The following is a 22687-nucleotide window of genomic DNA, read 5'->3' on the forward strand; positions in this document are numbered from 1 at the left end:
ACGAAGCAGATGCTTGTCACAGAGGCGATCGCTCCGAATGCCCACATTCAAGGGGTGCCGATGAACACGATCGACCGGCTACCGGTGACAGTACTTGCCGGTTTTCTTGGCGCTGGCAAGACGACGCTTCTCAGCCACGTGCTGACCAATCGTGAGGGCCTTCGGGTAGCCGTCATTGTCAACGACATGAGCGAAGTGAACATAGACGCCAGTCTCATTCGAGACGGCGGCTGCAACCTGTCGCGTACAACGGAGGCATTGGTTGAGCTCAGCAATGGCTGCATATGCTGCACCCTGCGCAACGACCTCCTGACGGAAGTGCGGCGACTGGCCGAGGAAGGGCGATACGACTATCTGTTGATCGAAGGGACTGGCATTGCGGAGCCACGCCCTATCGCGGCAACCTTTTCCTTCTGCGACGAGAACGGTGTTTCGCTTTCCGATTTTGCGAAACTCGACACCATGGTGACCGTCGTCGACGCTGCAAGCCTTCTGGCCGACTACAGCAGTGCTGATCTGCTCCGCGACCGTGGCCTGCAGAGTGACGATGAGGACCGGCGGACACTCATTGACCTCCTGGTCGACCAGATCGAATTTGCCGACATTGTCGTGATCAACAAGATCTCGGACGCGACAGAGGAGATCCGCGCGGAAGTCCGCAAGGTGGTTGCCGCACTCAACCCGGATGCACGCCAGGTGGAGACGGATTTCGGCAAGGTTCCTCTTGCAACCGTCCTCAATACCGCTCTCTTCAATGAAGCAAAAGCTGCCGCGCACCCGTTGTGGCACAAAGAACTGTACAGCCCGGGCGCCCATGTTCCAGAGACAGAGGAATACGGGGTCTCGAGCTTTGTCTATCGCACGAGGCGTCCCTTCGATCCGGTACGGTTTCGCGCATTTCTGGACGAGCCTTGGCCGGGGGTAATCCGCGCCAAGGGCCATTTCTGGCTTGCCACGCGCCCGCGTCACGTGGGTCTAATGTCGGCTGCCGGGGTGCAACGGCGCTGCGAACCCATGGGGCTTTGGTGGGCGGCCGTTCCCCGGCAAGATTGGCCGAGCCATCCGCAGTTTCGTCAGCAGTTGCAGAGCCGGTGGGACAGCGCGTGGGGGGACCGTCGGCAGGAGCTCGTGTTCATCGGTGTGGGCATGGACGAGACAAGCGTCCGTGCAGCGTTGGATGACTGTCTGGCGAGCTCGGATCCGCGCGACTGGTCCGCTCTCGAAGATCCGTTTCCCGCCTGGTAGCATGCCGGCGGAGTTGTAATGTTTGCGACACGAATTCTCGGATGCGAGATAGGCGTCCGGCACCCGTCCACCTTGCGGCTCCGCGATTATTACAGATGCTGTCTCTTCGCAGTTGATCGCGATCGAAGACGTTCATTTGGATGCCGTTGGGAGGTGGGCGAGGGCACTTTCTTCGAGGGTTTCCCGAGTTGGTGGCGGGCTTGGTTGCGTTCGTCATCGAACTATTTTCGTGATGACGCGGCGCCCTTCGGGGAACAAGCGAAAGCGGCGATTTGAGTTCATCCGCAGAACCGCGCTTGCGCTCTCATTCCGGCAAATCCTATTGTCATGAACTAGGTATTCACACATTACCGGATGCAACATGACGGCCAACCGCCCGACGCCCGAAGAGACGGGTATCCTTGAATTTCTTTCCATCTGTAACAGCGTCTATTCGGACGATGCGGTATCGCAATCGATTGAAGCTCAGCGGGCCCAATATGACGCGCTGTGTGCCCGTTTCAGCCCGCCGATTCCGGCTGGCCTGATTTTCGCTGACGGTCCGATCCGGACCGTGCCGACAAGGCGCTACAGGCCACGGCATGTGACGAGTGAGACCTTGCTGCTCTATCTGCATGGCGGCGGTTTCGTCGTTGGCTCGCTTGAGAGCCACCACGCGATCTGTGCGGAAATCGCTGACTTTGCGGGTGCCGAACTGGTCGCCCTCGACTACCGGCTGGCACCAGAACATTGCTGGCCGGCGCAGACCGACGATGGCTTCGCTGTGCTTTCCGAGCTTGCCTCGAGCGGCCGCAGGATCGTTCTCATCGGCGACAGTGCCGGCGGCAATCTCGCAGCGGGGCTTGCCATGCGGGCAATGGAGGCAGGGCTTTCCGACATCGCCGGTCAGGTTCTGATTTACCCGGCGCTGGGCGGTGATCTGACGGCCGGATCCTATGTCGAGATGAGCGAAGCGCCAGGACTGACGACGGCCGATGTGGCCTATTACCGGGAAATCCTGCAGGCACCGCAAGACGATCCGGTAGCAGCACCGCTCAAGTCTGTCTCTGTTGGTGGACTGCCTCCAGCCTTTATCACCGGCGCGGCCTTCGACCCCCTGCGCGACGACTCTCGACAGTATGCCGCGCGGCTGGCGCAAGCCGGTGTCGAAGTCTGGTTCCGCGAGGAACCGCAGATGGTGCATGCCTGGTTGCGCGCGCGCCATATGAGCGACGGCGCGCGAGCTGGTTTCCTCGCTGTCTGCGAGGCGGTGCGCCGTTTTGCAGCGGCGTGACGCTCACATCAGGTCGCGGGGGATGCGCTTCTCCACGAAAGTCTTCTCGAAAATCAGAACGTCGTCTTCATAGGCCATTACCAGGGCATTGATGACCCAGTCGGTCTTCGTACAAGCGATCTTCGCCGTCGCAATGGTTCGCACGAACCAGCCGGGGCGGCGCATGTCGCAGGTCCAGGTGGAGTTGCCTGTCATCGATAGCGGATCGCCGGGTGAGATCGACCAGACCTCCTCGCGGAGTTGCCGCGTCGAAAGGCGGGTTTCAGGATGTTCGTAGAGGCCGGTATCCTCGTGGATGCGATAGTCCGTGCGATTGGCCGCAAGATCGCGCACGACCTGCCGTGTGGTCGCTGCAGGTGCATGTTCGATGTATTTCGGCAGGGGATCGGAGTTGGCCGGTTCGGGAATATCGATTCGCTGATGCTCGCCAAGTATCGGTAGCGCCAGGCCAAGCGAGGCGATATCGATCTCCACACCACGGTCTTCCGGCGGCGGCAGGATCATCGGCCAGTATGCGGTGGACAGCGACAAGCGGATGCGATGTCCCTTGCGGAAGCGGTAGCCACAGGCATCGAGCACGAGCCGGATCGAGATTTTCTCGCCGGGCGGAAGCGGAGCGGGTTCGGCGTTGCCGTGACGATGGGTGAGATTGATGACGCCGAAGGCGACGCGTGTTGCCGTTCCGTCCGGATGGATATCGACGAGGCGGGCGCAAAGATTGCCAGTGAGCGCTTCCGATCGGAGCGAAACAGTGAGGACCGGGCGGCCGAGATAGTCATGGTCTGCGGCAAGCGGCGTGGTATCGAAGGTGAGCGAACCGGCGTCGTCGGAGCGTTGGTCGATCGCCATCTCCGCATCGGGCTTCAGCGTGAAATATTCGCCCGATGCGGTGCCAGTATCCAGCGGTGAACGCAGATAAGCTATGTGTTCTGGTGCCTGCGGGATCGGCATGCCCTCGGTCAGGCTGCCGAATTGCTCCACATAGAAGCATTGCATTTCCGGCGGCTTCCAACCATCCTTGGCGACCCAGAAACCCGGATCGAACTCGCGCCGTGGAGCCGGGCGGACGGCGTCAAGAATATAGGCACGGACCTGCGGAAGGTTTTCGATGCCGTTGTCCTCGCCAAGCAGCCACTTGTTCCACCAGGCGATTGCCTCACCGTGAAAGTCGGTCCGCGGCTTCGGCCAGGCGAAATGCGGGTATTTGTGAACCCACGGGCCGATCAGGGCTCTCGCTTTCTCCCCCAGCCCTTCGACGGCCATCAGAGGGGTATTGCGATAGCCGTCCGCCCACCCTGCGATCACCAGCGCGGGAATGTCGACGTTCGAAAAGTCCTCTGAGATCGAGCCGTGGCGCCAGAACGCGTCGCGGCGCTGATGCGTCAGCCACTCTTCCATGAAGAAAGGTTCGTGCTCCAGCCGCTCCAGCCACATCTCCTTCCAGCGTTCGCCGACCAGAGCCGGATCGGGCGAACGGGATTGATAGCCAAGCATGGTTGCTGCCCAGGAGAGTTGCGCGGAGAGATGGCAGCCATTCTTATAGTGGATATCGTCATTGTAGCGGTCGACGGTGGAGGCGATCGAGATCACGGCCTTCAGCGCCGGCGGCCGGAGCGCTGCCACCTGCAGGCTGTTGAAGCCGCCCCAGGAAATGCCCATCATGCCGACCGAACCGTTCGACCAGGGCTGGGCGGCAATCCAGGCGATCAGTTCGCAAGCGTTGGCGAGTTCCAGTTCTGTATATTCGCCATCGATGACGCCATCGGATTCGCCGGAGCCGCGGATATCGACGCGGACGCCGGCAATGCCTGCAGCTGCGAAGACCGGATAAGTGGATTCGTCGCGAAGGCTTGTTCCGTCCCGCTTTCGATAGGGCAGGAATTCAAAGACGGCAGGCACGGGATCGTTTTGCGCACCATCCGGCATCCAGATACGGGCCGCAAGCCGCGTGCCGTCCTTAAGCGTGATCCATTGATTTTCGATGGTGATGAAGCCGCGCGAGGTCATGCCTGTTCCTTGATGCAGTTGTCATGAGGCGAGGCGGAGCCTGCCCGCCTCTTGTTGTCTCAGTTGCCGGCGCTTTCCATGCGCCGTGTTACGAGTACGCGCTCGAGCCAGCCGATCTCCATCTCCGGCACGGACTTGAGCAGCAAGTCGGTATAGTCGTCAAACGGCGGCGACAGCGCCTTGGATTTCGGCCCGAACCGCACCAGCTTGCCGCGATGCATCACGGCGACGCTATCGGCGATCGCCCTGACGATTGCGATATCGTGGGTGATGAAGATGTAGGAGAGCTGCTCCTCCTCCTGCAGACGCAGGAGAAGCTTGAGGATACCTTCGGCCACCAGCGGGTCGAGAGCCGAGGTCGGCTCGTCGCAGAGGATGAGCTCCGGCTTTGCCGCCAGCGCCCTTGCGATCGCCACGCGCTGCTTCTGGCCGCCGGAGAGTTCCGCCGGGTAGCGGTCAATGAAACCGTTGCCCATTTCGATCTGGTCGAGCAGTTCCTTCACCCGCGCCGTTTTCTGGGCACCCCTCAGGCCGTAGTAGAAGGTGAGAGGGCGGCCGATAATGTCGCGGACGGTTTGGCGCGGGTTCATGGCCGTGTCGGCCATCTGGTAAATCAGCTGGATACGACGCAGATCGTCGTTCGGCCGGTTTTTCAAGCCCGGCGTCAGCGCCTTGCCGCCAAACACCACACGGCCTTCGTTTGGCGGGAGCAGGCCGGTGATGACCCGGGCGAGCGTCGACTTTCCCGAACCCGATTCTCCGACGACCGCAAGCGTCTGTCCCTTCGGCACATGCAGAGAAACGTCGTGCAGGACCTTGAAGCCGTTGGAATATTCGGCGCTGATGTTCTCGACCTTGAGAAGCGCGCCCGACTGATCGGGCGCCTCGTCGCGCACCGCTTGCCTGACATTCACCAGGGCACGCGTGTAGTCCTGTCGCGGTGCCTCGGTGATCTGCTGAACGCTGCCGTATTCTACTGTCTTGCCATGCCGAAGAACCATGATGTCGTCGGAAATCTGGGCGACCACCGCAAGGTCATGGGTGATGTAGAGAGCAGCCGTATGCGTTGCCTCGATCGCGTGTTTGATCGCTGCCAGCACATCGATCTGGGTTGTGACGTCGAGCGCCGTCGTCGGTTCGTCGAAAACGATCAGCGACGGATTGGAGCAGAGTGCCATGGCGGTCATGGCGCGCTGAAGCTGTCCACCGGAGACCTGATGCGGGTAGCGGTCGCCGAATGTCTCCGGGCTCGGCAAACCGAGCACCTGGAAGAGGTAGAGCGCGCGCTTGCGGGCCTCCTCCTTGCTCATCAGGCCGTGCTTGACGGAGGCCTCGATCACCTGGTCGCCGAGCTTGTGCGCCGGGTTGAAGGCGGCAGCCGCCGACTGCGCGACGTAGCAGACGCGGACGCCGCGTATCTGCCGGATGCCTCCCTTGCCAAGCGTCAGGATGTCGGTGCCATCAAGGAGCACTTGGCCGCCAGTGATCTCGGCGCCGCCGCGGCCGTAAGCGAGGGCAGAGAGGCCGATCGTCGACTTACCGGCGCCGGACTCGCCGATCAGACCGAGGACTTTGCCCTTCTGCAGGTCGAAGGAGACGCCATCGACGATCGTCACCCGCTTCGGCGGTTCGCCGGGCGGATAGCTGGTCGCTTCGATCTTGAGGTTGCGAACGGAAAGAAGCTCAGGCATCGCCGCGCCCTCCCTTGAGGCTGGATGTGCGTTTCAAAAGCCAGTCGACGACGAGATTGACGCAGACGGCAAGTGCGGCAATCGCCGAACCCGGCACCAGCGCCGCCGAGATGCCGAAGATGATCCCGTCCTTGTTGTCCTTCACCATGCCGCCCCAGTCGGCCGCCGGCGGTTGGATGCCGAGGCCGAGGAAGGACAGGGTGGAGAGGAACAGGATCGAGAAAGCAAAACGCAGGCCGAACTCGGCCAGCAACGGCGAGAGCGTATTTGGCAAGATCTCGCGGAAGATGATCCAGACCTTGCCTTCACCACGCAGCTTGGCCGCCTCGACGAATTCCATGACTGCAACATCGAGCGCCACGGCGCGGCCGAGGCGATAGACGCGGGTGGAATCGAGGATCGCCATGACGAGGATCAGGATGATGATGTTCTGCGGCAGGACCGCAAGAACGACCAGCGCGAAGATCAGCGTCGGGATCGACATCATCAGGTCGTTAAAGCGGGAGAAGACCATATCGATGATGCCGCGCGAGACGGCGGCCGTAAAGCTGAGGAGAATGCCCAGCGAGAAGGATATAAGCGTCGCGCCGAGCGCCACGAAGAGCGTCGTGCGGGCACCATAGATCAGCCGCGAAAGGATATCGCGGCCGAGGTTGTCGAGGCCGAAGAAATACTGATTGTCCGCCATTTGCCAGACATCGCCGACGACTTCGGTTTCGCCGTAGGGCGCAAGCCAAGGGGCAAAGATCGCGAAGATGAAGGCGATCGCGATACCGATGATGCCCAACCAGGCGGTGATGGGGATATCTCTCAATCTCATCGCGGGTGCCTCAGTCTTGGATTGGCAACGATGGCCAGCATGTCGGCGATCATGTTCAGGAAGATGTAGACGGCGGCAAAGATCAGGCCGCAAGCCTGCACCACCGGCATGTCGCGCACCGTCACGGCATCCACCATGTATTGGCCCATGCCTGGATAGACGAAGACCACCTCGACGACGACGACACCGACGACGAGATAGGCGAGATTGAGCGCCACGACGTTGATGATCGGGGCGAGCGCATTGGGTGCTGCATGCTTGACGATCGAGCGGAAGGCTCCGAGGCCCTTGAGCTCTGCCGTTTCCATATAGGCGGACGACATCACCGAGAGGATCGCGGCACGGGTCATGCGCATCATGTGGGCCAGAACGACAAGCACCAGCGTTGCCGTCGGTAGAGCGATCGCGTTGAGCCGCTCGGCAAAGCCCATGCTGTCGTAGACCGTTGCCGGAAAGGTCGCGACACCGAGTTTCACGGCAAAGAAGAGGATGAGCAGGTAGCCGACGAAGAACTCGGGCAGGGAGATCGCTGCAAGCGAGATCACGTTGATGGCCTTGTCGGGCATGCGGTTCCTGAAATGCACCGACAGCATACCGAGGGCGATTGCCAGCGGGACCGAGATCAGCGCCGCGAAGCAGGCCAGAAAGAGCGAGTTTCCGAGACGTTTGCCGATCTGTTCGCTGACCGAATTCTTGCTCGCCCACGACGTTCCGAAATCGCCCTGGACAGCGTTGCCGAGCCACTCTAGGTAGCGCGTCGTCACTGGCCTATTGAGGCCGAGATCCTCGCGGATATTGGCAACCGCCTGCGGCGTGGCCGACTGGCCGAGATAGGTCGTGGCAAAATCGCCTGGCAGGGCTTCGAGCCCGCCGAAGATCAGGATGGACACCGCAAAAAGCAGGACGAGCGAGAGCACGAAGCGCTCGACGATGAGGGCAAGCAGCGGAAAACGCTGTCTGAACCTCAGACCCGGCAACGAAGTGCCGGTCGATGAATTGGACATGGCGAAGCCTCGCGCTGAAACGTCAGGGGGACCGCAAGGCTTCACCCTGCGGTCCTGGTCCAGTCAGAGATGGCGGGGGAGGTCCCCAACGCCGTCAGGCATCAAGCCAGACGCGGGTCGCGACGTAGCCGTTCGACATGTCGTTGCCGATATCGTGGACATAGCCCTTCACCTGTTTGGTGCAGGCATTCACGAAGTCGTTGAACATCGGCAGGATCAGGCCGCCCTCGTCGCGCACCATCATCGCCATGGTCCGGTAGATGTCCTTGCGCTTGGTCTCGTCGAGTTCCGAACGCGCTTCGAGCAGCAGCTTGTCGAAATCCGGACGCTTGAAGCGCGTGTCGTTCCAGTCGGCCGTCGAGAGATAGGCCGTGGAATACATCTGATCCTGCGTCGGACGCCCACCCCAGTAAGAGGTCGAGAAGGGCTGGACATTCCAGACATTGGTCCAGTAGCCGTCGCCCGGCTCGCGCTTGACCTCGATCTCGATGCCGGCCTTCTTGCAGCTTTCCTGATAGAGAACCGCCGCATCGACGCCACCGGGGAAGGCGACTTCGGACGTACGCAGCAGCACGGAGCCGCTATGGCCGGACTTCTTGTAATGGAAGGCGGCCTTGTCCGGATCGTAGGTGCGCTGCTCGATCCCTTCCGGGAAGAGCGCGTAGGTGTTGTTGATTGGGAAGTCGTTGCCGACCTTGCCGTAGCCGCCGAGGATCTTCTTGACCATCGTTTCGCGGTCCATGGCATATTTCAGCGCGAGGCGAAGGTCGTTGTTGTCGAACGGCGCCTTGTCGCAATGCATGATGAAGACGTAGTGGCCGCGGCCGGAGGTCGAAAGGATTTCGACTGTCGGAGCGCGCTTGAGGAGACTGACGGTCTTTGGATCGACACGGTTGATGTAGTGAACCTGGCCGGAAGACAGCGCCGCGATTCGGGCCGTAGCGTCGTTCATGCCGATGATCTCGATCGAGTCGACATAACCGCGGTCGGAACGCCAGTCGTCTGCATTCTTCTCGAAGGTTGCGCGTACACCGGGTTCGAAGCTTGTCAGCTTGTAGGGGCCGGTACCGATCGAGGCGAGGGGATCGTCATTGCCGCCGTTCGGCTGGATCACCAGGTGGTAGTCAGTGAGCAGCAGCGGCATATCCGCATTGCCCTCGGTCAGCGTCAGCACGAGGTTGTCGCCGTCGGCCTTGATATCTTTGATCGAACCGAGAACGCCGAGCGCACCGGATTCCGACTTTTTGTCGGTGTGGCGCTTCAAGGTTGCGACCACGTCGTTGATGGTGAGTTCCTTGCCATCGTGGAACTTCACACCCTTACGGATCTTGAAGGTCCAGGTCGCAGCGTCCTTGGACGGCTCCCAGGATTCGGCGAGCGCCGGGACGGCGGCACCAGTCAGCGGATCGGATTCGACCAGCATGTCCCCCCAGCAACGGCCGACACAGAACATGAATTGCGACAGGAATTTTGCCGGGTCCTTGGAGTCGGTGGCAGCACCGCCCTCCAGGCCGAGCTTCAGATGACCACCGCGCTTGGGTTCGGCAGCCTCGGCACTTTCGGTGAAGAGCTTGTCGGCGACGGCGAGCGTCAGGCCCGCGGCCATCGCACGTCCCAGGAATTCGCGGCGGTTCAGGCCGCCTGCCGTCACGCGGCTTGCAAGATATTTCGTGTAGTCGTTCATTCCCCTGTTCCTTCTCGTTTCAATTGAAGAATAGGCAAGTGGACCGCAGAACCGGTTTCCTCTTCCGGTGCCAGGTCCACGTTTATTCGGGAAAACGTCGCGGTTGCCGCCGCCTCTATCTTCCTTTCTCGATATGACGATGGTGCGTGAGCATTGGCCCGCTCTTTGCGGCGGGACGATTGGGAACGCCGGCTGTTTTTATTGCCTGGCTGTTTTCCGGAAGGTAGAACGCGCGCACGGCGGCGGCCTTCTGAAGGCGCGGGCAACAGTTTTCGCCAAGCGTGCGAAGGCATGCCGAGACCAACTCTAAATTTGGCCGTCGGAGTGCGGTCAACCCATGTGCGTTCAACCTAGGCTGCCTCCGCGTTTTGATCGAATAGCCGGCATCGGCTGCACGAACATCGAAAATGGATGAAATTGAATTAGTGGTCACTTTCCGTCGTCGCGCGGCCGATGAAGCGACATCAGCTACGTCGTATGCGACAGATGGGCCGTCCTGCCGCAAACCCGGCGCGGTAGGAATGGGCGGCAAAGCTGCCTCGGTTACCGCTGCAAGACCTCCTGGGCTAGCGGGCGGCTTGCCCACATCGCTGTGGCTGCAATGAATGGATGGTCTGCTTTCGATCACTGGATGGATTGCTCCGCATCCCAGCCGCCGGCGGTGCGCCAGGTCTCTGGAAGCCGTTGCCTGAGGTCGAGCAATCCTTGAGCCCATCATGCCGTCTCAACCTGCCGTTTTTGCCCCACATGGCGCCCGGCACCGTCCGGCAATGGCAGCGACGCGTGAGCTTCTATGATCGCCCGGGCCTTGGCCAACACATCAGGTGCAGCCGGGCTCGATTTTCCCGCTTTCGAATCCACATGAAGCAGCATCTGCTCGGCGGTCGCGAGCGTCTCGCCGCTTACGGCGTCAGACATCGTGTGGAAGACATGAAGCCGTTTGTCATCGACTGACAGCAGCTGACAAGCTGAAGAAATCGCCTGCCCAAGCTTGGCTTCGCCCAGATGGCGGATATGGGTTTCGACGGTGTAATAGCTGTGCCCCGCCTCGACATAGGCGAGATCGGCACCGATCAGCCGCAGCAGGGCGTCCGTCGTGTCGCCGAAGACCTGCAAGTACCGATGCTCGGTCATGTGGCCGTTATAGTCGACCCAGGCCGGGCTGACCTTGGCCTCCACGAGCTTCAGCGGTGCCGAATGATCGGCGGGTGCGGTTTGCTTGGCGCCGGCCCAAAGCGAATGCTCGAAATCCTTGAGCAACTCGCCCGCGCCCCAGCCCTGGCCGCCATTGCCGGCTTTAAGGGCCTGAAGGATGCCGGCCAGGTTTTCGTCACGGATGCGCTCGAGCTCGCGGATGGAAAGGCCGGCGGCCTGTTCGTCGGATTGCTGGCCAATCTTTTCGACTAGCGCATCGTCGAGATCGACCACGTCGGTGAGCTTCGTCCAGGGCCAGGCGAGACAGGGGCCGAACTGTGCCAGGAAATGGCGCATTCCCGCTTCGCCGCCAGCGATGCGATAGGTCTGGAACAACCCCATCTGCGCCCAGCGCAGGCCGAAGGAATAGCGGATCACATCGTCCAGCGTTTCGACGGTGCAGATGTCGTCATGGATCAGCCACAACGCCTCGCGCCAAAGAGCCTCCAGCAGGCGATCGCCGACGAAGGCCTCGATTTCCTTGGTGATGTGCACGCCCTTCATGCCGATCGGCGGCAGTTTCTCGATCGCTGCCTTGATGGTGGCGTGGCTGGTCTTTTCGCCACCGACGATCTCGACGAGCGGCAGGAGATAGACGGGGTTATAGGGATGCGCCACGAAGAGGCGTTCCGGAAACTGCATGTCGCGCTGCAGGTCGCTCGGAAGCAGGCCCGACGTGGAGGAACCGATCAGCGCATCCGGGCGGCAAGCCGCATCGATCTCCATCAACACCTTGCGTTTGAGATCCAGTCTTTCCGGAACGCTCTCCTGGATCCAGTCGGCATCAACGACCGCTTCTTCAAGAGTTCTGCAAAAAGTGAGCTTGCCGCGCGGCGGCAGAGGCGCTCCGGTCAGCATGGCGTAGGCACGCTCGGCATTGGCGATGACTTCGCCGACGATGCGGCCCGCCTCCGGATGCGGGTCGAAGACGTCGACATCAATGCCTGCAAGCAGAAAACGGGCGATCCATCCGCCACCGATGACGCCGCCACCAACACAAGCTGCCTTGTTGATCTTGATCATGCGGCCCTCAGCGCTTCGCCAGCTTCAGTTTCTTGCGCACGTCTTCCGGTCCGATGATGCGCGCGCCCATGCCTTCGACCACCTGCACGGCCTTTTCGACCAGCTGTGCGTTCGTCGCGAGCATGCCCTTTCCGGCATAGAGATTGTCTTCAAGGCCGACTCGGACGTTGCCACCGGCAAGCACCGCCGCAGCCGGGTAAGCCACCGCGTTGCGGCCGATCGAGAAGGCGGAGAAGGTCCAGCTTTTGGGAACATTGTTCACCATCGCCATGAAAGTATTCAGGTCATCAGGTGCGCCCCACGGAATGCCCATGCAGAGCTGGATCAGCACCGGGTCCTCGATCAGGCCCTCTTCAGCAAGTTGTTTGGCAAACCGCAGATGACCCGTGTCGAAGGCCTCGATTTCCGGACGTACGCCGAGATCTGTCATTTTCTTCGCCATTGCCCGGAGCATCGCCGGCGTGTTGGTCATGACGTAGTCGCCGAGGCTGAAGTTCATCGTGCCGCAATCCAGCGTGCAGATTTCCGGCAGGCACTCGGCGATGTGGGAAACGCGCTCCGTCGCACCTGCCATGTCGGTACCTTGCGGATTGAGCGGTAGCGGCCGTTCGACATCACCGAAGATCAGATCACCGCCCATACCGGCCGTCAGGTTCAAGACGACGTCGATATCGGCAGAGCGAATACGCTCAGTAACTTCCTTGTAGAGGTCGTTGCGGCGGCTCGCGGCACCCGTTTCCGGATCGCGGACGTGACAGTGGACAACTGCCGCCCCAGCCTTGGCGGCGTCGATCGCGGAATCTGCGATCTGCTTGGGAGTGATGGGAACGTGGCTGGATTTCGAAACTGTATCGCCGGCACCGGTGACGGCACAGGTGATGAAGACATCGCGGTTTATCGCAAGAGGCATTTTGTTCTCCCTCGTGTTAGGCCCATTACGGGGGAAGATGGCTCATCATGCTTTGCATTAACGGAAGCAGTTGATACTTTGTCGGAAGTGATGGAGGCCTAATGCTGACGCGATCCAACGATCGGCTGGATGTCGATCTTCTTGTCATGCCGGAGACGAACCTCATTCTGCTCGCTTCGGTGATCGAGCCCATGCGTGGTGCCAACCGGATTTCCGGCAGCGAACTTTATCGATGGCGGCTTTTGACGCCCGATGGTTCGCCTGTGCTGACGACCAGCGGCATTCCCGTGCCCGCCGCCGGTGGTTTTGGGATGGAGCAGGAAGAGACACCGCTCTTCGTGCTTGCAAGCTATAATTGGCGCCGCAGCTCGACGCCGGCGTTGAAGATGCGCCTTTCTCAGGCGGCGCGTTACCGAAGCATGATCGCGGGCATCGAATCCGGAACATGGCTGCTTGCCGAAGCCAGCCTTCTCGATAGGCTATCGGCGACCATTCACTGGGAAGATTTCGACGACTTCTCCCTTGCCTATCCGCACGTGCGGGCGGTGAAGGACCGTTTCGTCATCACAAGCAAGCGCATCACCACGGCGGGTTCGCTCCCGACCGTTGACCTGATGCTGGAGATCATAAGGCAAAGGCAGGGATACACGCTGGCGCTTGAGGTCAGCCGGCTCTTCAGCTACGAGCAGGACTCCGTCCACAGCGAGACCCAGCCTTCACCTTCGGGGACGGGTCTGCACATGCGCGATCCGCGAGTGGCCCAGGCTGTACGGCTGATGGAGGAGAATATCGAGCAGCCCATCGTGCTGACGCGGCTGGCCCGCAGGGTGGGCATCAGTGCGCGCCACCTGCAGGGCCTCTTTCAGCAGAGCACCGGCGCCCCGCCGCACGTCCATTATCTGGCACTGCGGCTGAACGCAGCGCGGCGGAAGGTGATCGAAACCAAGGCGCCTTTCGCCGATATCGCGGCCGCGACCGGCTTCAATTCGGCTTCAGCTTTTACGAGAAGCTATCGCGCCAGTTTCTCTGAAAGCCCCTCGGACACAAGGCGTCGCCTCCGCAGGCCGGTCACAGCATCGGAGGAACAGCCATAGGCTGAAATGCGTCCCGTACCATGTCGGCGAGTTCGCGCACGGCCTCGCTGGAATGATAAGGGTTTCGGCGCAGGACCACCCTGGATGCATCGACCGGTGGAAATCCTTCCTCTGCGGTCAGTTCGCGGCAGCCCGATGGAATGTTGCTGCGCGAGAGCGTGGTGACGGCAAGGCCCGCGGAGGCGGCGTTCTTAAGCCCCGAGCTGGTATCGGCAACGAAGGCGACACGGTACTTCCGCCCCTGCAATTCCAGTGATCGGAAGGCGAAATCCCGCGCCCAGGTGGAATTGCGGTAGACGGCGATCGGCAGCGGTTCGAGGTCGTGGAGCCGGTGAACCTGGGATGTGACCCACACTGTCGGATCGATACAGAGGATTTCGCCTGCCGCCTGATTGCTCCAGTCGAAGACGACGGCGAGATCCAACTCGTCGCGGTCCAGGGCCGCGAGATTGCGCGCCGTATAGTCGCATGAAACCGTAACCTCCACGGCTGGATGGCGGACGGCGAAGGCGGCAAGTGCGGCAGGCAGCACAGTCTGGCTGTATTCCTCCGGTATCCCGATGCGCACCGGGCCATTGAGCGGTTTGGTCCGTATGGTCGCGGCCGCTTCATCCAAAAGGTCAATCACACGCCGCGCATAGGGAAGCAGCTGCAGGCCGAGGCGCGTTGGGATTACACCGCGCGCGCCCCGCTCGAAAAGGGTCTCCCCGATCGTTTCCTCAAGCTTCTTGATCTGCGCGCTGACGGCCGATTGTGTCCGGCCGATGGCCTGTGCGGCGGCAGAGAAATTTGATGTCTCGACGACGACGAGAAATGTACGCAGCAGATCGCTTTCGATGGGTTGACGCATGTGAGCCACAAAAAATTCCGATGGCAGCTATCTCAACTATTCGTTTGTCTGATGTCAAGAACAGGCGCAAACAGAGGCATCAGACCTCTGGTTCGGGAAAACCAATGTCATTCCAAACAGGCGCCCGCCCGCTCGGCTTCAGCGAGCATGAGAAGGGCGTGATCCTTGTCGTCGCCGCGACGCTCGCTTGGAGCGTGAGCGGCGTCTACTCCCGCCTGCTGACGACCGATGCCTGGACTGCGATCGCGTGGCGGTCGTTGTTCGGGGGACTGTTCCTTCTCATTCCGAGCTTCTTCCTCGAGGGCGGAATGTCGAAGCAGCAGTGGCGCTCCGTCCTGCACCCGTCGGGTCTTACGATGATTGCTTGTCAAACCTTCAGCCAGGCATGTTTCATCGGCGCGCTTTACACAACGAGCGTGGCGAATGTCGCGGTCATTTACGCGACAGCCCCGTTCATCGCGGCCCTTCTCGGCTGGCTCTTGCTGGGGGAGCGCGCGGCAAGGCGCACGCTGGCAGCAGGCGGCGTGTGCCTGCTTGGCGTACTCATCATCGTCGCCTCATCGATCGGAGGCGGTACTGGCCTTGGCGATCTGCTGGCGCTGGGCATGACGGCCTCTTTTGCGATGATCATCGTCATCCCTAGGATCAGTCCAGGAGTGCCGAGCCTCCCTCCCACCATCGTCAGCGCCTTTCTGACTCTCGCAATCTTTGCACCCTTCGGCTCGGTCGGTTCCCTCGATCTCCACAACTGGATCGTACTCGCTGCCTTTGGCGCAACCAATTTCTCCATCGCTCTCGTACTCTTCCTCGCCGGCGCAAGACGTATGCCCCCAGCGAAAGCTGCGCTTATCGGAACATTGGAGATCGTCCTCACTCCGATGTGGGTATGGCTCTTGTTTGCGGAACGTCCGCCTGCAGCGACTTTCGCCGGTGGCACACTTATTTTGGCCGCTGTGGTTTGGCATACTCTAGTGGAAGCCAGACGTGGTGGGCATTAGGGAACATCATAAACTAGACCCCGAACTTTTCTCCCACCGACGAGCAGACTGACCGCGCCGCGAGCGTAAATGCTCATCTCGCGAAGGTCGGTTGCCGAACGGCAGGGGCGACGAGTTCGTGCATGGAGGTGGGCGGGATCCACGTGATCGGCCCAATCTGTCTCCCGTGCAACCTCGGGACATGTTCGTCCCGTTATGCCGAGTTCGGCCCCCGAGCCCGAGACTAGCCGAGCCAGTTCCCTAAGGCCCGCGATTTCCGGTAGGTCCAGATCGCAAGCTCGGCACAATAAGCGCTCCGTTTAGCAAACCTAACGGAGACATCCATGACTACGACTCTATGGGAGAACTCGGCGCTCTGGCAGCCGATCGAAGATTGGCCGCATCGAGCCTGCGTCAGTTCCCTGATCAAAGCGATGACTGACGAAGGCTACGCGACTAAGAGCATCCGTTCGACAATCAGGATCATCAGTGCTTTCATTGAATGGAAGAATGATCGCAGCAACGGCGATCCAGCGCAGCTCGTCTACGACGATATTGATCGTTTCATCTCAGGTCTCGTCGCTGGGGGCATGCTTCGCCACGGCGAGCGTCGCGCCCTCCACCGTTTGCGGGCAGAACTTATAAAGGCGGGAACTTTATGCCAGCCGCCAGCGACGAATGATCCTCGCGGCGTCGCACTAGCAGTCAGCATTTAGCCGTCTTGCGAGATAGGCTTCCAAATCTGGGTTCTCCGCTTGGTCGAGCACGCTATCGACCCAGGCTTCACGCTCAAACCACATTAGCTTCAAATCCCAGGCGCAAGCCGTAAGGCCAGTCGGCGTCATATAGCGGAACTCGTGTGGGCGGTCGGAAGCGGAGACGTACACATGGTGATGCAACTCGTTTTCGTCAGCCCACCAGTCCACAAATACAAAGTTGCCGGACTTTCCTTGGTGAACAGCAGCAAATCCCACAGAATAGTGGTTGGACTTAGGACCAACTTCTCTGAGCCTCGCCTCGATAACCGGCAACGCAGCCTCAACCAGTGCCTGGTCCACTGTGTCTGCTCGGTAGCGAATTCCATAAAGCTTTATGCGCCAGCCGGCCATGTCGATCAAATCTATGAAATGGAAAGCACGGGCTGCGTATTTTTCAGATACGAACATGTTCTTGACCAGCTCCTTACGAGATATTGATCGCCCGTTTTAAATGAATTGCGCTGAACCTGCAGCGTTATTTCGGTGGGCCAGCCGTGATGCTTGCCCCATTCGGTGTCGGTTTGGTGGGTATCGTGGTGGAGCGCCTTGCGGTCAAACGCGACACCATCAAACAGCGCAGGTTGATGAACCGACAGAAAGCCGCTTAAATCACACCGCAAACCGAGCCGGAAACTCTTGCCAAATCCAATTCGTCTCAAATCATTCGACGACGGAGGGAGACGCAGCGCAAGGTCCCTTCTTGGCGCAATCCGGACGATCGCAGAATGAGTATTATTATGCCGAGCTTAGAATCTGGCCCTATCGGAAATCTCGGGCTTTAGGGAACTGGCTCGGCATAGTCTCGGGCTCGGGATAAGTCCCGGATCTTCACATCGATACCTTGAAAGTCCGGTCCAGAAATTTCCACTGAATGCGACTCGGCGACCCTTCATTCAGCCCGCTGTTCCGCCGGTCCCTCCGCTCGGGAGAGATTGAGCGCACTGTTGATCAGTCCGACATGACTGAACGCTTGAGGGAAGTTTCCAACCATCCGCTCGGCGTGAGGATCGTACTCCTCCGCCAGGAGGCCGACGTCGTTGCAAAGTGACAGCAACCTTTCGAAGAGACGCCGAGCGTCGTCCCTTCGGCCGATCAAGACCAGCGCGTCGGCCAGCCAAAAGCTGCATGCAAGGAATGCACCTTCCCCAGGTGGCAGTCCGTCGTCCACTTCACGGGTCTCGTACCGGAGCAAGAGGCCGTCTCGCAGGAGCTTGTGTTGGACGGCCTCGACGGTGGCGATGTAGCGCGGGTCCTCGGGAGGAAGGAATCCGACCATGCCAATCTGCAGCAGGCTGGCGTCGAGAGCCTTGGAGCCGTAGGCCTGCACGAAGCAGCCAAGCTCGGCGTCGAATGCCTTTCGGCAGACCTCTTCGTGAATTTGATCGGCCACGGCTTGCCAATGCAAGGTAGCCTCTGGATTGCCTTCGTCTCGCGCAGTCGTTGCCGCACGGTCGAAGGCGACCCATGCCATGACCTTCGAATATGTGAAATGCTGGCGTTGACCGCGCACCTCCCAAATCCCTTCGTCCGGTTCTGTCCATATCTTCTCCAGGAAGGGAAGAATGGCGGCTGCGAGCTCGCGCCCGCGGCGGTGAGGCGGCAGTCCTCCCTTGCGCGCTTGCAGCATCGCGTCGGCGACTTCGCCATAGACGTCGAGCTGAACCTGTTCTGAGGCTGCGTTGCCGATCCGGACCGGGCGAGATCCTTCGTAACCCGGAAGCCAAGGGACCTCCCACTCGAGCAGGTTCCGCTCGCCCGCGACACCGTACATGATCTGCATCTGTGCAGGGGCGCCCGCGACAGCTCGCAAAAGCCAGTCGCGCCATGCGCCGGCTTCCTCGTAGTAGCCGAGCTTCATGAGCGCGAGAAGCGTCAGCGTGGCGTCACGAAGCCAGCAATATCTGTAGTCCCAGTTGCGCGGTCCGCCGAGTTGTTCGGGGAGTGAGGTCGTCGCAGCGGCAACAATGCCGCCTGTGGGCATGTACGTCAGTGCCTTCAGCGTAATCAGAGATCGTTTGACCTGCGCCGTCCATCCGCCCACCTGCGGGCAGTTCTTCGCGAATGATCTCCAATAGGATTCGGTGTCCTCTAAGGCAGTATAGATGGATTTCGCGGCCGGCCGAGCCAAGTGCGACGGGTTCCATGTCAGCGTAAATGACTGCTGTTCCCCAGCGGAGACGGAAAACGTGCCCACGGTTCGCATCTCGTCCCCGTGCAGAGGAACGGACGACGTCAGGGTCAGCCTGTCGGGTCCGGCAATCGCTGTGATGGTGCCGTCCTCGCTGCTGGTTACCCATGGCACGGTTCGGCCGTAGTCGAAGCGAAGGACGAATTCCAGGTCGAACGTCAAGGTGCCGCTCTTGCCCTCGACGAGACGCATCAGATCGCTTGTACTATCGCGCAAGGGCATGAAGTCGCAAACCACCGCGGTACCGGTTTCGGTCTTGAACTCCGTCTCGAGAACGAGTGTGTCCTCCCTGTAATGGCGTTTCACCACATGGTTCTCGCTCGCAGGTCTGATCGACCAGTGACCATGGCCTTCGTTGCCAAGGAGGGCGGCGAAGCAGGCAGGAGAGTCGAAGCGCGGAAAGCAAAGCCAGTCGATCGATCCATCCTTCGACACAAGCGCGGCGGTCTCGCAATCCCCTATGAGCGCGTAGTCCTCGATGCGGCCCGGCAAGTCGACCTCCTTTGCTCGTCGGTCTTGTCCAAGTAGAGATTGAGAACATGGGTCATGCGTTTCGGATGACCAGAGGATGGTTACAATGCGTCGACCGTTTCGCATTGAAGCGGTCATTTGACTTCGACTCAGACCGCGTCCAGAGCACAAAAGTCCGCCTTGGCTCTCTCCAGACTTCTAAGACTGTCCGTAGAAGGCCGAGTGAGCAGCATAGGAAATGCTCCAAGCTCTCGTCGAGCGACCGCTTTGGGCGGCAGATAGCGGAAGGCGGCCTTGGCCGGATTGCAGACCAAAAGGGGGATGTTGCCGCCGTCGCAAAACTTCTGGAGGTTCGCGCCATGAGCTGATTTACTCCGTGAACATAGCGAGTGGTGCCGTGGCGTGTTAGGTATTGGACTTGGATCAAGCCCAGCATTCACCTGAACACCTAGCAAAGGACAGATGCCATGGGAGACCAGATACGCCCGCTGCAACCAGGGGAATACGCACCCGCATTCGCGCTTCCCTCGGCAAATCAAGAAGGAACGGTTTCTCTTGCCAGTCTCCACGGTCACCCGTTTCTGATCGCCTTCTTCCGCGGGCTGCACTGCCCGTTCTGCCGGCGTCAAGTGGGACAGCTCGGTGGCTTACAGCCTGCCCTGCGCGCGGCGGGGGTGGAAACTGTTGCGGTGATTAACACGCCGGTGGAGCGCGCCCGCATGTATTTTGGGCACCGGCCGACGCCGGCCTTGCTCCTATGTGACCAGGATTGCTCCACGCACCGGGCCTTCGGCGTACCGCGCGCCGAGTTCCTGCCCGAGGACAGCCGCGAGCAGCCTGCATGGCCCTATCGGGCAAGCATGGCGCAATTCGAAGCAGCTCGCATTAACCCGACGGGCGAATTGCCGGAAGCGCTACATCCAATGGCGGCCAATCCCGTACTCAACGCCCAGGACGGCTTCGAGCTTAATGAAACCGATCATGCGATCCTCGCTAGCCATCCCACACAACTTGTCGGGCACTTCCTGATCGACGCCGACGGCATCGTTCGCTGGGTGCAAATTGAAGCGCGCGACGGGCCGAACAGCCTCTCCATCTTTCCAAACGCGGCGGAGATGCTCGCCGCTGCCGGCAGCCTGCGACACTGAAGGCGTCGCATCTTGCGTTTTTGAAACATGATCTAGCCAGCATGCTGCCTGACATTCGTCAGGCGTGTTTTCACGTCATCAGGCGGGGATGACTTTGATGGCTGATGGCAAGGATTACAGGGCAACGTCAGTAGGAGTTCGATCGCATCAGACGCACTTCCGCTTTGGGGCCGAAAGCGGAAGCCCGCTCGCTTCCGGGAGACAGTCAGAACGACCTTTCGCCAGGTGTAGCGACCTCTTTTTCCGGACCGAAACGTTCGCCGTGCCAAATGCCGAAAGCTTGGTGGGTATTACCAGGTGGCGTTGCTTGGGGGTCGAACCTTGGTCCGACTAGCCTTACAACGAATGGATTAGGATTTGTTAGCCCCTCTCTGCGAGGACGCGGCGGGAGCTTGGCATTTGTGGATCGGACCCACACGGAACCAAGGCTCCCCTCCTTAATCGAGCCGATAGCACCGCCGTTTGCCCAGCTAGTTGGGTAGGTCAAGGTGGTCGAAACCTTCTCGGAACTGCAGAAGCTGCCCCTCGGTCTCGACCACTACGCCATGCCGTAAGAATTCATTGATAGTGAAATCAGGATGGGCGGCAAGAAGAAGTCGTGCTTCGTCGGCTGCCTCCTTCGACCGTCCCGCTCGATTGAGGCAAGCTACTATCCGTCCCCAAGTAAACTTGCCTGGATTGGGAAGCCGACGAAGTGCGGCCAAAGCCTCTTCATAGGCACCCCCCAAATACATCACATTCCCTAGCACTGCATAATACCAGTGCGGCGGAAATGGATTGAGCCGCATACCCTCATCGATCCATCGAACACCCTCCTCAACGCGGTTGCGCCGCGCCAGGAGTCCGCCCAATTGAACGGCGGCGTTCGCATCGCTTGGATTGAGTGCGCATGCCCGTCGAAGCTCCCCTTCCGCACCATCGAAGTCCTTCAAATATAGACGGGCGAGACCGAGCACGCGGTGTGAACTTGACTCTGCTTCATCAAGGAGAACTGCCCTTCTCGCAAGGGAAGTGCAATCCCGAAGCACATCAGGCGGAGCCTTGGCGTATCCGTGTACCGCGATTTGCGACAGAGCGAGATAAGCGTGGGCGAGAGCAAACCCGTTGTCGCGATGGACAGCAGCTTCGAACATCTCGCAGGCCTTGAGATTGTCATCGGATTCATACCCTCGAAGATGCGCGAGGCCACGCAGGTAGAATTCGTAAGCCGCGAGATTGTCGGGTGCCTTACGAAACGACTCCTGGTAATCGATGTTGTGAATTTGACCCACGAGACTTGAAACGAGCATTCTGACGATTTCGTCCTGAATGTCGAAGATATCCCCGGCGCAGCGGTCATATTTCTCCGACCAGATGAGCCGAGCGTTCGCCGCCTCGATCAAGCGGACGGTTACCCTGATCACACCTCCAGCAAGCCTGAGATCGCCCGTGACGAGATAGGTTGCGCCCAATTTCCGAGCGACCTCGGTTGTATCTTCGGACAAGTCCTGGGCCGCGAACGACGAAGCGGCTGCGATCACCGATAGACTTCGAAAGCGGGCTAGACCTCCTATGATGTCTTCTGTGAAACCATCGGCAACAAAAGGCTGATCATCAGCTTCCCTTAGGTTTCGGAAGGGCAACACCGCTACGACCGGTCTCCCGGAGGCTCGCGGAACGGGAGCCTGAGGCCAATGCCAAACATGGACCTGTTTGGCGATATTCTTCAGTCGAATATCTCCCCCGTCCTTGAATAGTGAATGCGCAGTTCTTTTAACCTGAGCATATGCGGCATCGCTGATGCAGATGCCGCCCGAACTCGCTTCCCGACGGTGCATCGGTTTTATGACATCTGAAAAACAACAGTTTTTCTGGTGCACCTTTTCCTCTTGAACTAACTCAACATCAGGAGATCGTGAGTTACGTCGAAGGGCGCGTGTGTGAGCATCTGTCCGATCAAATTGTAGGTTCAAAGCATATGCTGCGTTCTGCAGGTAAGCTCCTGCGCAAATTCCACTCAGCCTCACATGGATTTCTGGAGGCCGACCGCAAAGCCCAGACATGGATGCTAGAGCCGCGAGAGCCGTGCGGATTGTATGTCATGGTGACTTCGCACCTTACAATGTCGCGACCGTCGGCGATGTCGCTGTCGGGATCATCGAAGAACTGACCATTGGCAGACCATCCTCCGTCCGGTCGCCGCTCGGCAAGCCCCGCCGACAGCCCTCTTCGCGACGGAGCCGCTCATGCGCTCGCCATGAACGCGCTCTGCTCAGCGCCATCGACACTAAAGGCCATATCACTCCTCAGCGCCGCATGGTATATTTTGAGGGATGGCGATTAGGCGCCGCTGGAATAGCAGATTGCTGAT

Annotated in this window: 17 protein-coding genes and 1 pseudogene; 7 read left to right on the forward strand and 11 right to left on the reverse strand. The window is 60.1% G+C overall.

Features of this window, described 5'->3' with window-relative positions; all coding sequences use genetic code 11:
• Positions 1-60: 60 nt before the first annotated feature.
• Positions 61-1245, forward strand: coding sequence for a GTP-binding protein (locus ACSQ9D_RS31780; RefSeq protein WP_436285743.1), 1185 nt, complete (start codon positions 61-63; stop codon positions 1243-1245).
• Between the two features lie 361 nt (positions 1246-1606).
• Positions 1607-2518 (forward strand): alpha/beta hydrolase, encoded by a 912-nt coding sequence (locus tag ACSQ9D_RS31785; RefSeq protein ID WP_436285744.1) that lies wholly within the window; start codon positions 1607-1609, stop codon positions 2516-2518.
• A 3-nt stretch (positions 2519-2521) separates the two neighbouring features.
• Here ACSQ9D_RS31785 and ACSQ9D_RS31790 read toward each other — a convergent pair whose 3' ends face one another.
• The 7 genes from ACSQ9D_RS31790 to ACSQ9D_RS31820 form a co-directional block, all read right to left on the reverse strand.
• Positions 2522-4525 carry a CocE/NonD family hydrolase gene (locus ACSQ9D_RS31790; RefSeq protein WP_436285745.1) on the reverse strand — a complete coding sequence of 668 codons (2004 nt, stop codon included), beginning with the start codon at positions 4523-4525 and terminating at the stop codon, positions 2522-2524.
• Positions 4526-4584: 59 nt separating this feature from the next.
• On the reverse strand, positions 4585-6216 hold the full coding sequence (locus ACSQ9D_RS31795) for an ABC transporter ATP-binding protein (RefSeq protein WP_436285746.1): 1632 nt from the start codon (positions 6214-6216) through the stop codon (positions 4585-4587).
• On the reverse strand, positions 6209-7036 hold the full coding sequence (locus ACSQ9D_RS31800) for an ABC transporter permease (protein WP_436285747.1): 828 nt from the start codon (positions 7034-7036) through the stop codon (positions 6209-6211). Before ACSQ9D_RS31800 ends, ACSQ9D_RS31795 begins: the two co-directional genes overlap by 8 nt.
• Entirely contained in the window at positions 7033-8040 is a 1008-nt protein-coding gene (locus ACSQ9D_RS31805; protein ID WP_436285748.1) for an ABC transporter permease, read from the reverse strand. The genes ACSQ9D_RS31800 and ACSQ9D_RS31805 overlap by 4 nt, the downstream gene beginning before the upstream one ends.
• A gap of 94 nt (positions 8041-8134) precedes the next feature.
• The gene (locus ACSQ9D_RS31810; protein ID WP_436285749.1) at positions 8135-9724 is read right to left on the reverse strand and encodes an ABC transporter substrate-binding protein; all 1590 of its coding nucleotides are present in this window, start codon (positions 9722-9724) and stop codon (positions 8135-8137) included.
• A gap of 714 nt (positions 9725-10438) precedes the next feature.
• Complete coding sequence (locus ACSQ9D_RS31815) at positions 10439-11941, reverse strand: carnitine 3-dehydrogenase (protein WP_436285750.1); 1503 nt, start codon at positions 11939-11941, stop codon at positions 10439-10441.
• Positions 11942-11948: 7 nt separating this feature from the next.
• Entirely contained in the window at positions 11949-12851 is a 903-nt protein-coding gene (locus ACSQ9D_RS31820; protein ID WP_436285751.1) for a 3-keto-5-aminohexanoate cleavage protein, read from the reverse strand.
• A 101-nt stretch (positions 12852-12952) separates the two neighbouring features.
• Here ACSQ9D_RS31820 and ACSQ9D_RS31825 point away from each other — a divergent pair, with 101 nt between their 5' ends.
• The gene (locus ACSQ9D_RS31825) at positions 12953-13945 is read left to right on the forward strand and encodes a GlxA family transcriptional regulator (RefSeq protein ID WP_436285752.1); all 993 of its coding nucleotides are present in this window, start codon (positions 12953-12955) and stop codon (positions 13943-13945) included.
• Here the strand turns inward: ACSQ9D_RS31825 and ACSQ9D_RS31830 are convergent.
• A complete protein-coding gene (locus ACSQ9D_RS31830) occupies positions 13920-14795 on the reverse strand; it encodes a LysR substrate-binding domain-containing protein (RefSeq protein ID WP_436285753.1) in 876 nt (291 codons plus the stop codon). The genes ACSQ9D_RS31825 and ACSQ9D_RS31830 overlap by 26 nt on opposite strands.
• A gap of 104 nt (positions 14796-14899) precedes the next feature.
• Here ACSQ9D_RS31830 and ACSQ9D_RS31835 point away from each other — a divergent pair, with 104 nt between their 5' ends.
• Together ACSQ9D_RS31835 and ACSQ9D_RS31840 are read left to right on the forward strand one after the other, a co-directional pair.
• Positions 14900-15793 carry a DMT family transporter gene (locus tag ACSQ9D_RS31835; RefSeq protein ID WP_436285754.1) on the forward strand — a complete coding sequence of 298 codons (894 nt, stop codon included), beginning with the start codon at positions 14900-14902 and terminating at the stop codon, positions 15791-15793.
• 323 nt (positions 15794-16116) lie between these two features.
• Positions 16117-16488, forward strand: coding sequence for a hypothetical protein (locus tag ACSQ9D_RS31840; protein WP_436285755.1), 372 nt, complete (start codon positions 16117-16119; stop codon positions 16486-16488).
• Here ACSQ9D_RS31840 and ACSQ9D_RS31845 read toward each other — a convergent pair.
• Both ACSQ9D_RS31845 and ACSQ9D_RS31850 read right to left on the reverse strand, forming a co-directional pair.
• A complete protein-coding gene (locus tag ACSQ9D_RS31845) occupies positions 16471-16938 on the reverse strand; it encodes a hypothetical protein (protein WP_436285756.1) in 468 nt (155 codons plus the stop codon). The genes ACSQ9D_RS31840 and ACSQ9D_RS31845 overlap by 18 nt on opposite strands.
• 481 nt (positions 16939-17419) lie before the next feature.
• On the reverse strand, positions 17420-19210 hold the full coding sequence (locus ACSQ9D_RS31850) for a glycoside hydrolase family 15 protein (protein ID WP_436285757.1): 1791 nt from the start codon (positions 19208-19210) through the stop codon (positions 17420-17422).
• A gap of 446 nt (positions 19211-19656) precedes the next feature.
• On the opposite strand from ACSQ9D_RS31850, the gene ACSQ9D_RS31855 reads away from it, so the two are divergent.
• Positions 19657-20337, forward strand: coding sequence for a peroxiredoxin-like family protein (locus tag ACSQ9D_RS31855; RefSeq protein ID WP_436285758.1), 681 nt, complete (start codon positions 19657-19659; stop codon positions 20335-20337).
• Positions 20338-20807: 470 nt separating this feature from the next.
• On the opposite strand, the gene ACSQ9D_RS31860 is transcribed toward ACSQ9D_RS31855, so the two are convergent.
• On the reverse strand, positions 20808-22154 hold the full coding sequence (locus ACSQ9D_RS31860; RefSeq protein ID WP_436285972.1) for a tetratricopeptide repeat protein: 1347 nt from the start codon (positions 22152-22154) through the stop codon (positions 20808-20810).
• Here ACSQ9D_RS31860 and ACSQ9D_RS31865 point away from each other — a divergent pair.
• A pseudogene (locus ACSQ9D_RS31865) lies at positions 22143-22479 on the forward strand (aminoglycoside phosphotransferase family protein); the annotation flags it as partial. The gene ACSQ9D_RS31860 and the pseudogene ACSQ9D_RS31865 sit on opposite strands and share 12 nt — an antisense overlap.
• Positions 22480-22687: the final 208 nt, after the last annotated feature.

The sequence above is a fragment of the Rhizobium sp. LjRoot258 genome (genome assembly GCF_964254185.1).
GTDB lineage: Bacteria > Pseudomonadota > Alphaproteobacteria > Rhizobiales > Rhizobiaceae > Rhizobium.

Bases quoted from the DNA above. Each gene is read 5' to 3' on its own strand.
- ACSQ9D_RS31780 (WP_436285743.1), top strand. From the start codon at position 61: ATGAACACGATCGACCGGCTACCGGTGACAGTACTTGCCGGTTTTCTT.
- ACSQ9D_RS31785 (WP_436285744.1), top strand. From the start codon at position 1,607: ATGACGGCCAACCGCCCGACGCCCGAAGAGACGGGTATCCTTGAATTT.
- ACSQ9D_RS31790 (WP_436285745.1), bottom strand. From the start codon at position 4,525: ATGACCTCGCGCGGCTTCATCACCATCGAAAATCAATGGATCACGCTT.
- ACSQ9D_RS31795 (WP_436285746.1), bottom strand. From the start codon at position 6,216: ATGCCTGAGCTTCTTTCCGTTCGCAACCTCAAGATCGAAGCGACCAGC.
- ACSQ9D_RS31800 (WP_436285747.1), bottom strand. From the start codon at position 7,036: ATGAGATTGAGAGATATCCCCATCACCGCCTGGTTGGGCATCATCGGT.
- ACSQ9D_RS31805 (WP_436285748.1), bottom strand. From the start codon at position 8,040: ATGTCCAATTCATCGACCGGCACTTCGTTGCCGGGTCTGAGGTTCAGA.
- ACSQ9D_RS31810 (WP_436285749.1), bottom strand. From the start codon at position 9,724: ATGAACGACTACACGAAATATCTTGCAAGCCGCGTGACGGCAGGCGGC.
- ACSQ9D_RS31815 (WP_436285750.1), bottom strand. From the start codon at position 11,941: ATGATCAAGATCAACAAGGCAGCTTGTGTTGGTGGCGGCGTCATCGGT.
- ACSQ9D_RS31820 (WP_436285751.1), bottom strand. From the start codon at position 12,851: ATGCCTCTTGCGATAAACCGCGATGTCTTCATCACCTGTGCCGTCACC.
- ACSQ9D_RS31825 (WP_436285752.1), top strand. From the start codon at position 12,953: ATGCTGACGCGATCCAACGATCGGCTGGATGTCGATCTTCTTGTCATG.
- ACSQ9D_RS31830 (WP_436285753.1), bottom strand. From the start codon at position 14,795: ATGCGTCAACCCATCGAAAGCGATCTGCTGCGTACATTTCTCGTCGTC.
- ACSQ9D_RS31835 (WP_436285754.1), top strand. From the start codon at position 14,900: ATGTCATTCCAAACAGGCGCCCGCCCGCTCGGCTTCAGCGAGCATGAG.
- ACSQ9D_RS31840 (WP_436285755.1), top strand. From the start codon at position 16,117: ATGACTACGACTCTATGGGAGAACTCGGCGCTCTGGCAGCCGATCGAA.
- ACSQ9D_RS31845 (WP_436285756.1), bottom strand. From the start codon at position 16,938: ATGTTCGTATCTGAAAAATACGCAGCCCGTGCTTTCCATTTCATAGAT.
- ACSQ9D_RS31855 (WP_436285758.1), top strand. From the start codon at position 19,657: ATGGGAGACCAGATACGCCCGCTGCAACCAGGGGAATACGCACCCGCA.
- ACSQ9D_RS31860 (WP_436285972.1), bottom strand. From the start codon at position 22,154: ATGCACCGTCGGGAAGCGAGTTCGGGCGGCATCTGCATCAGCGATGCC.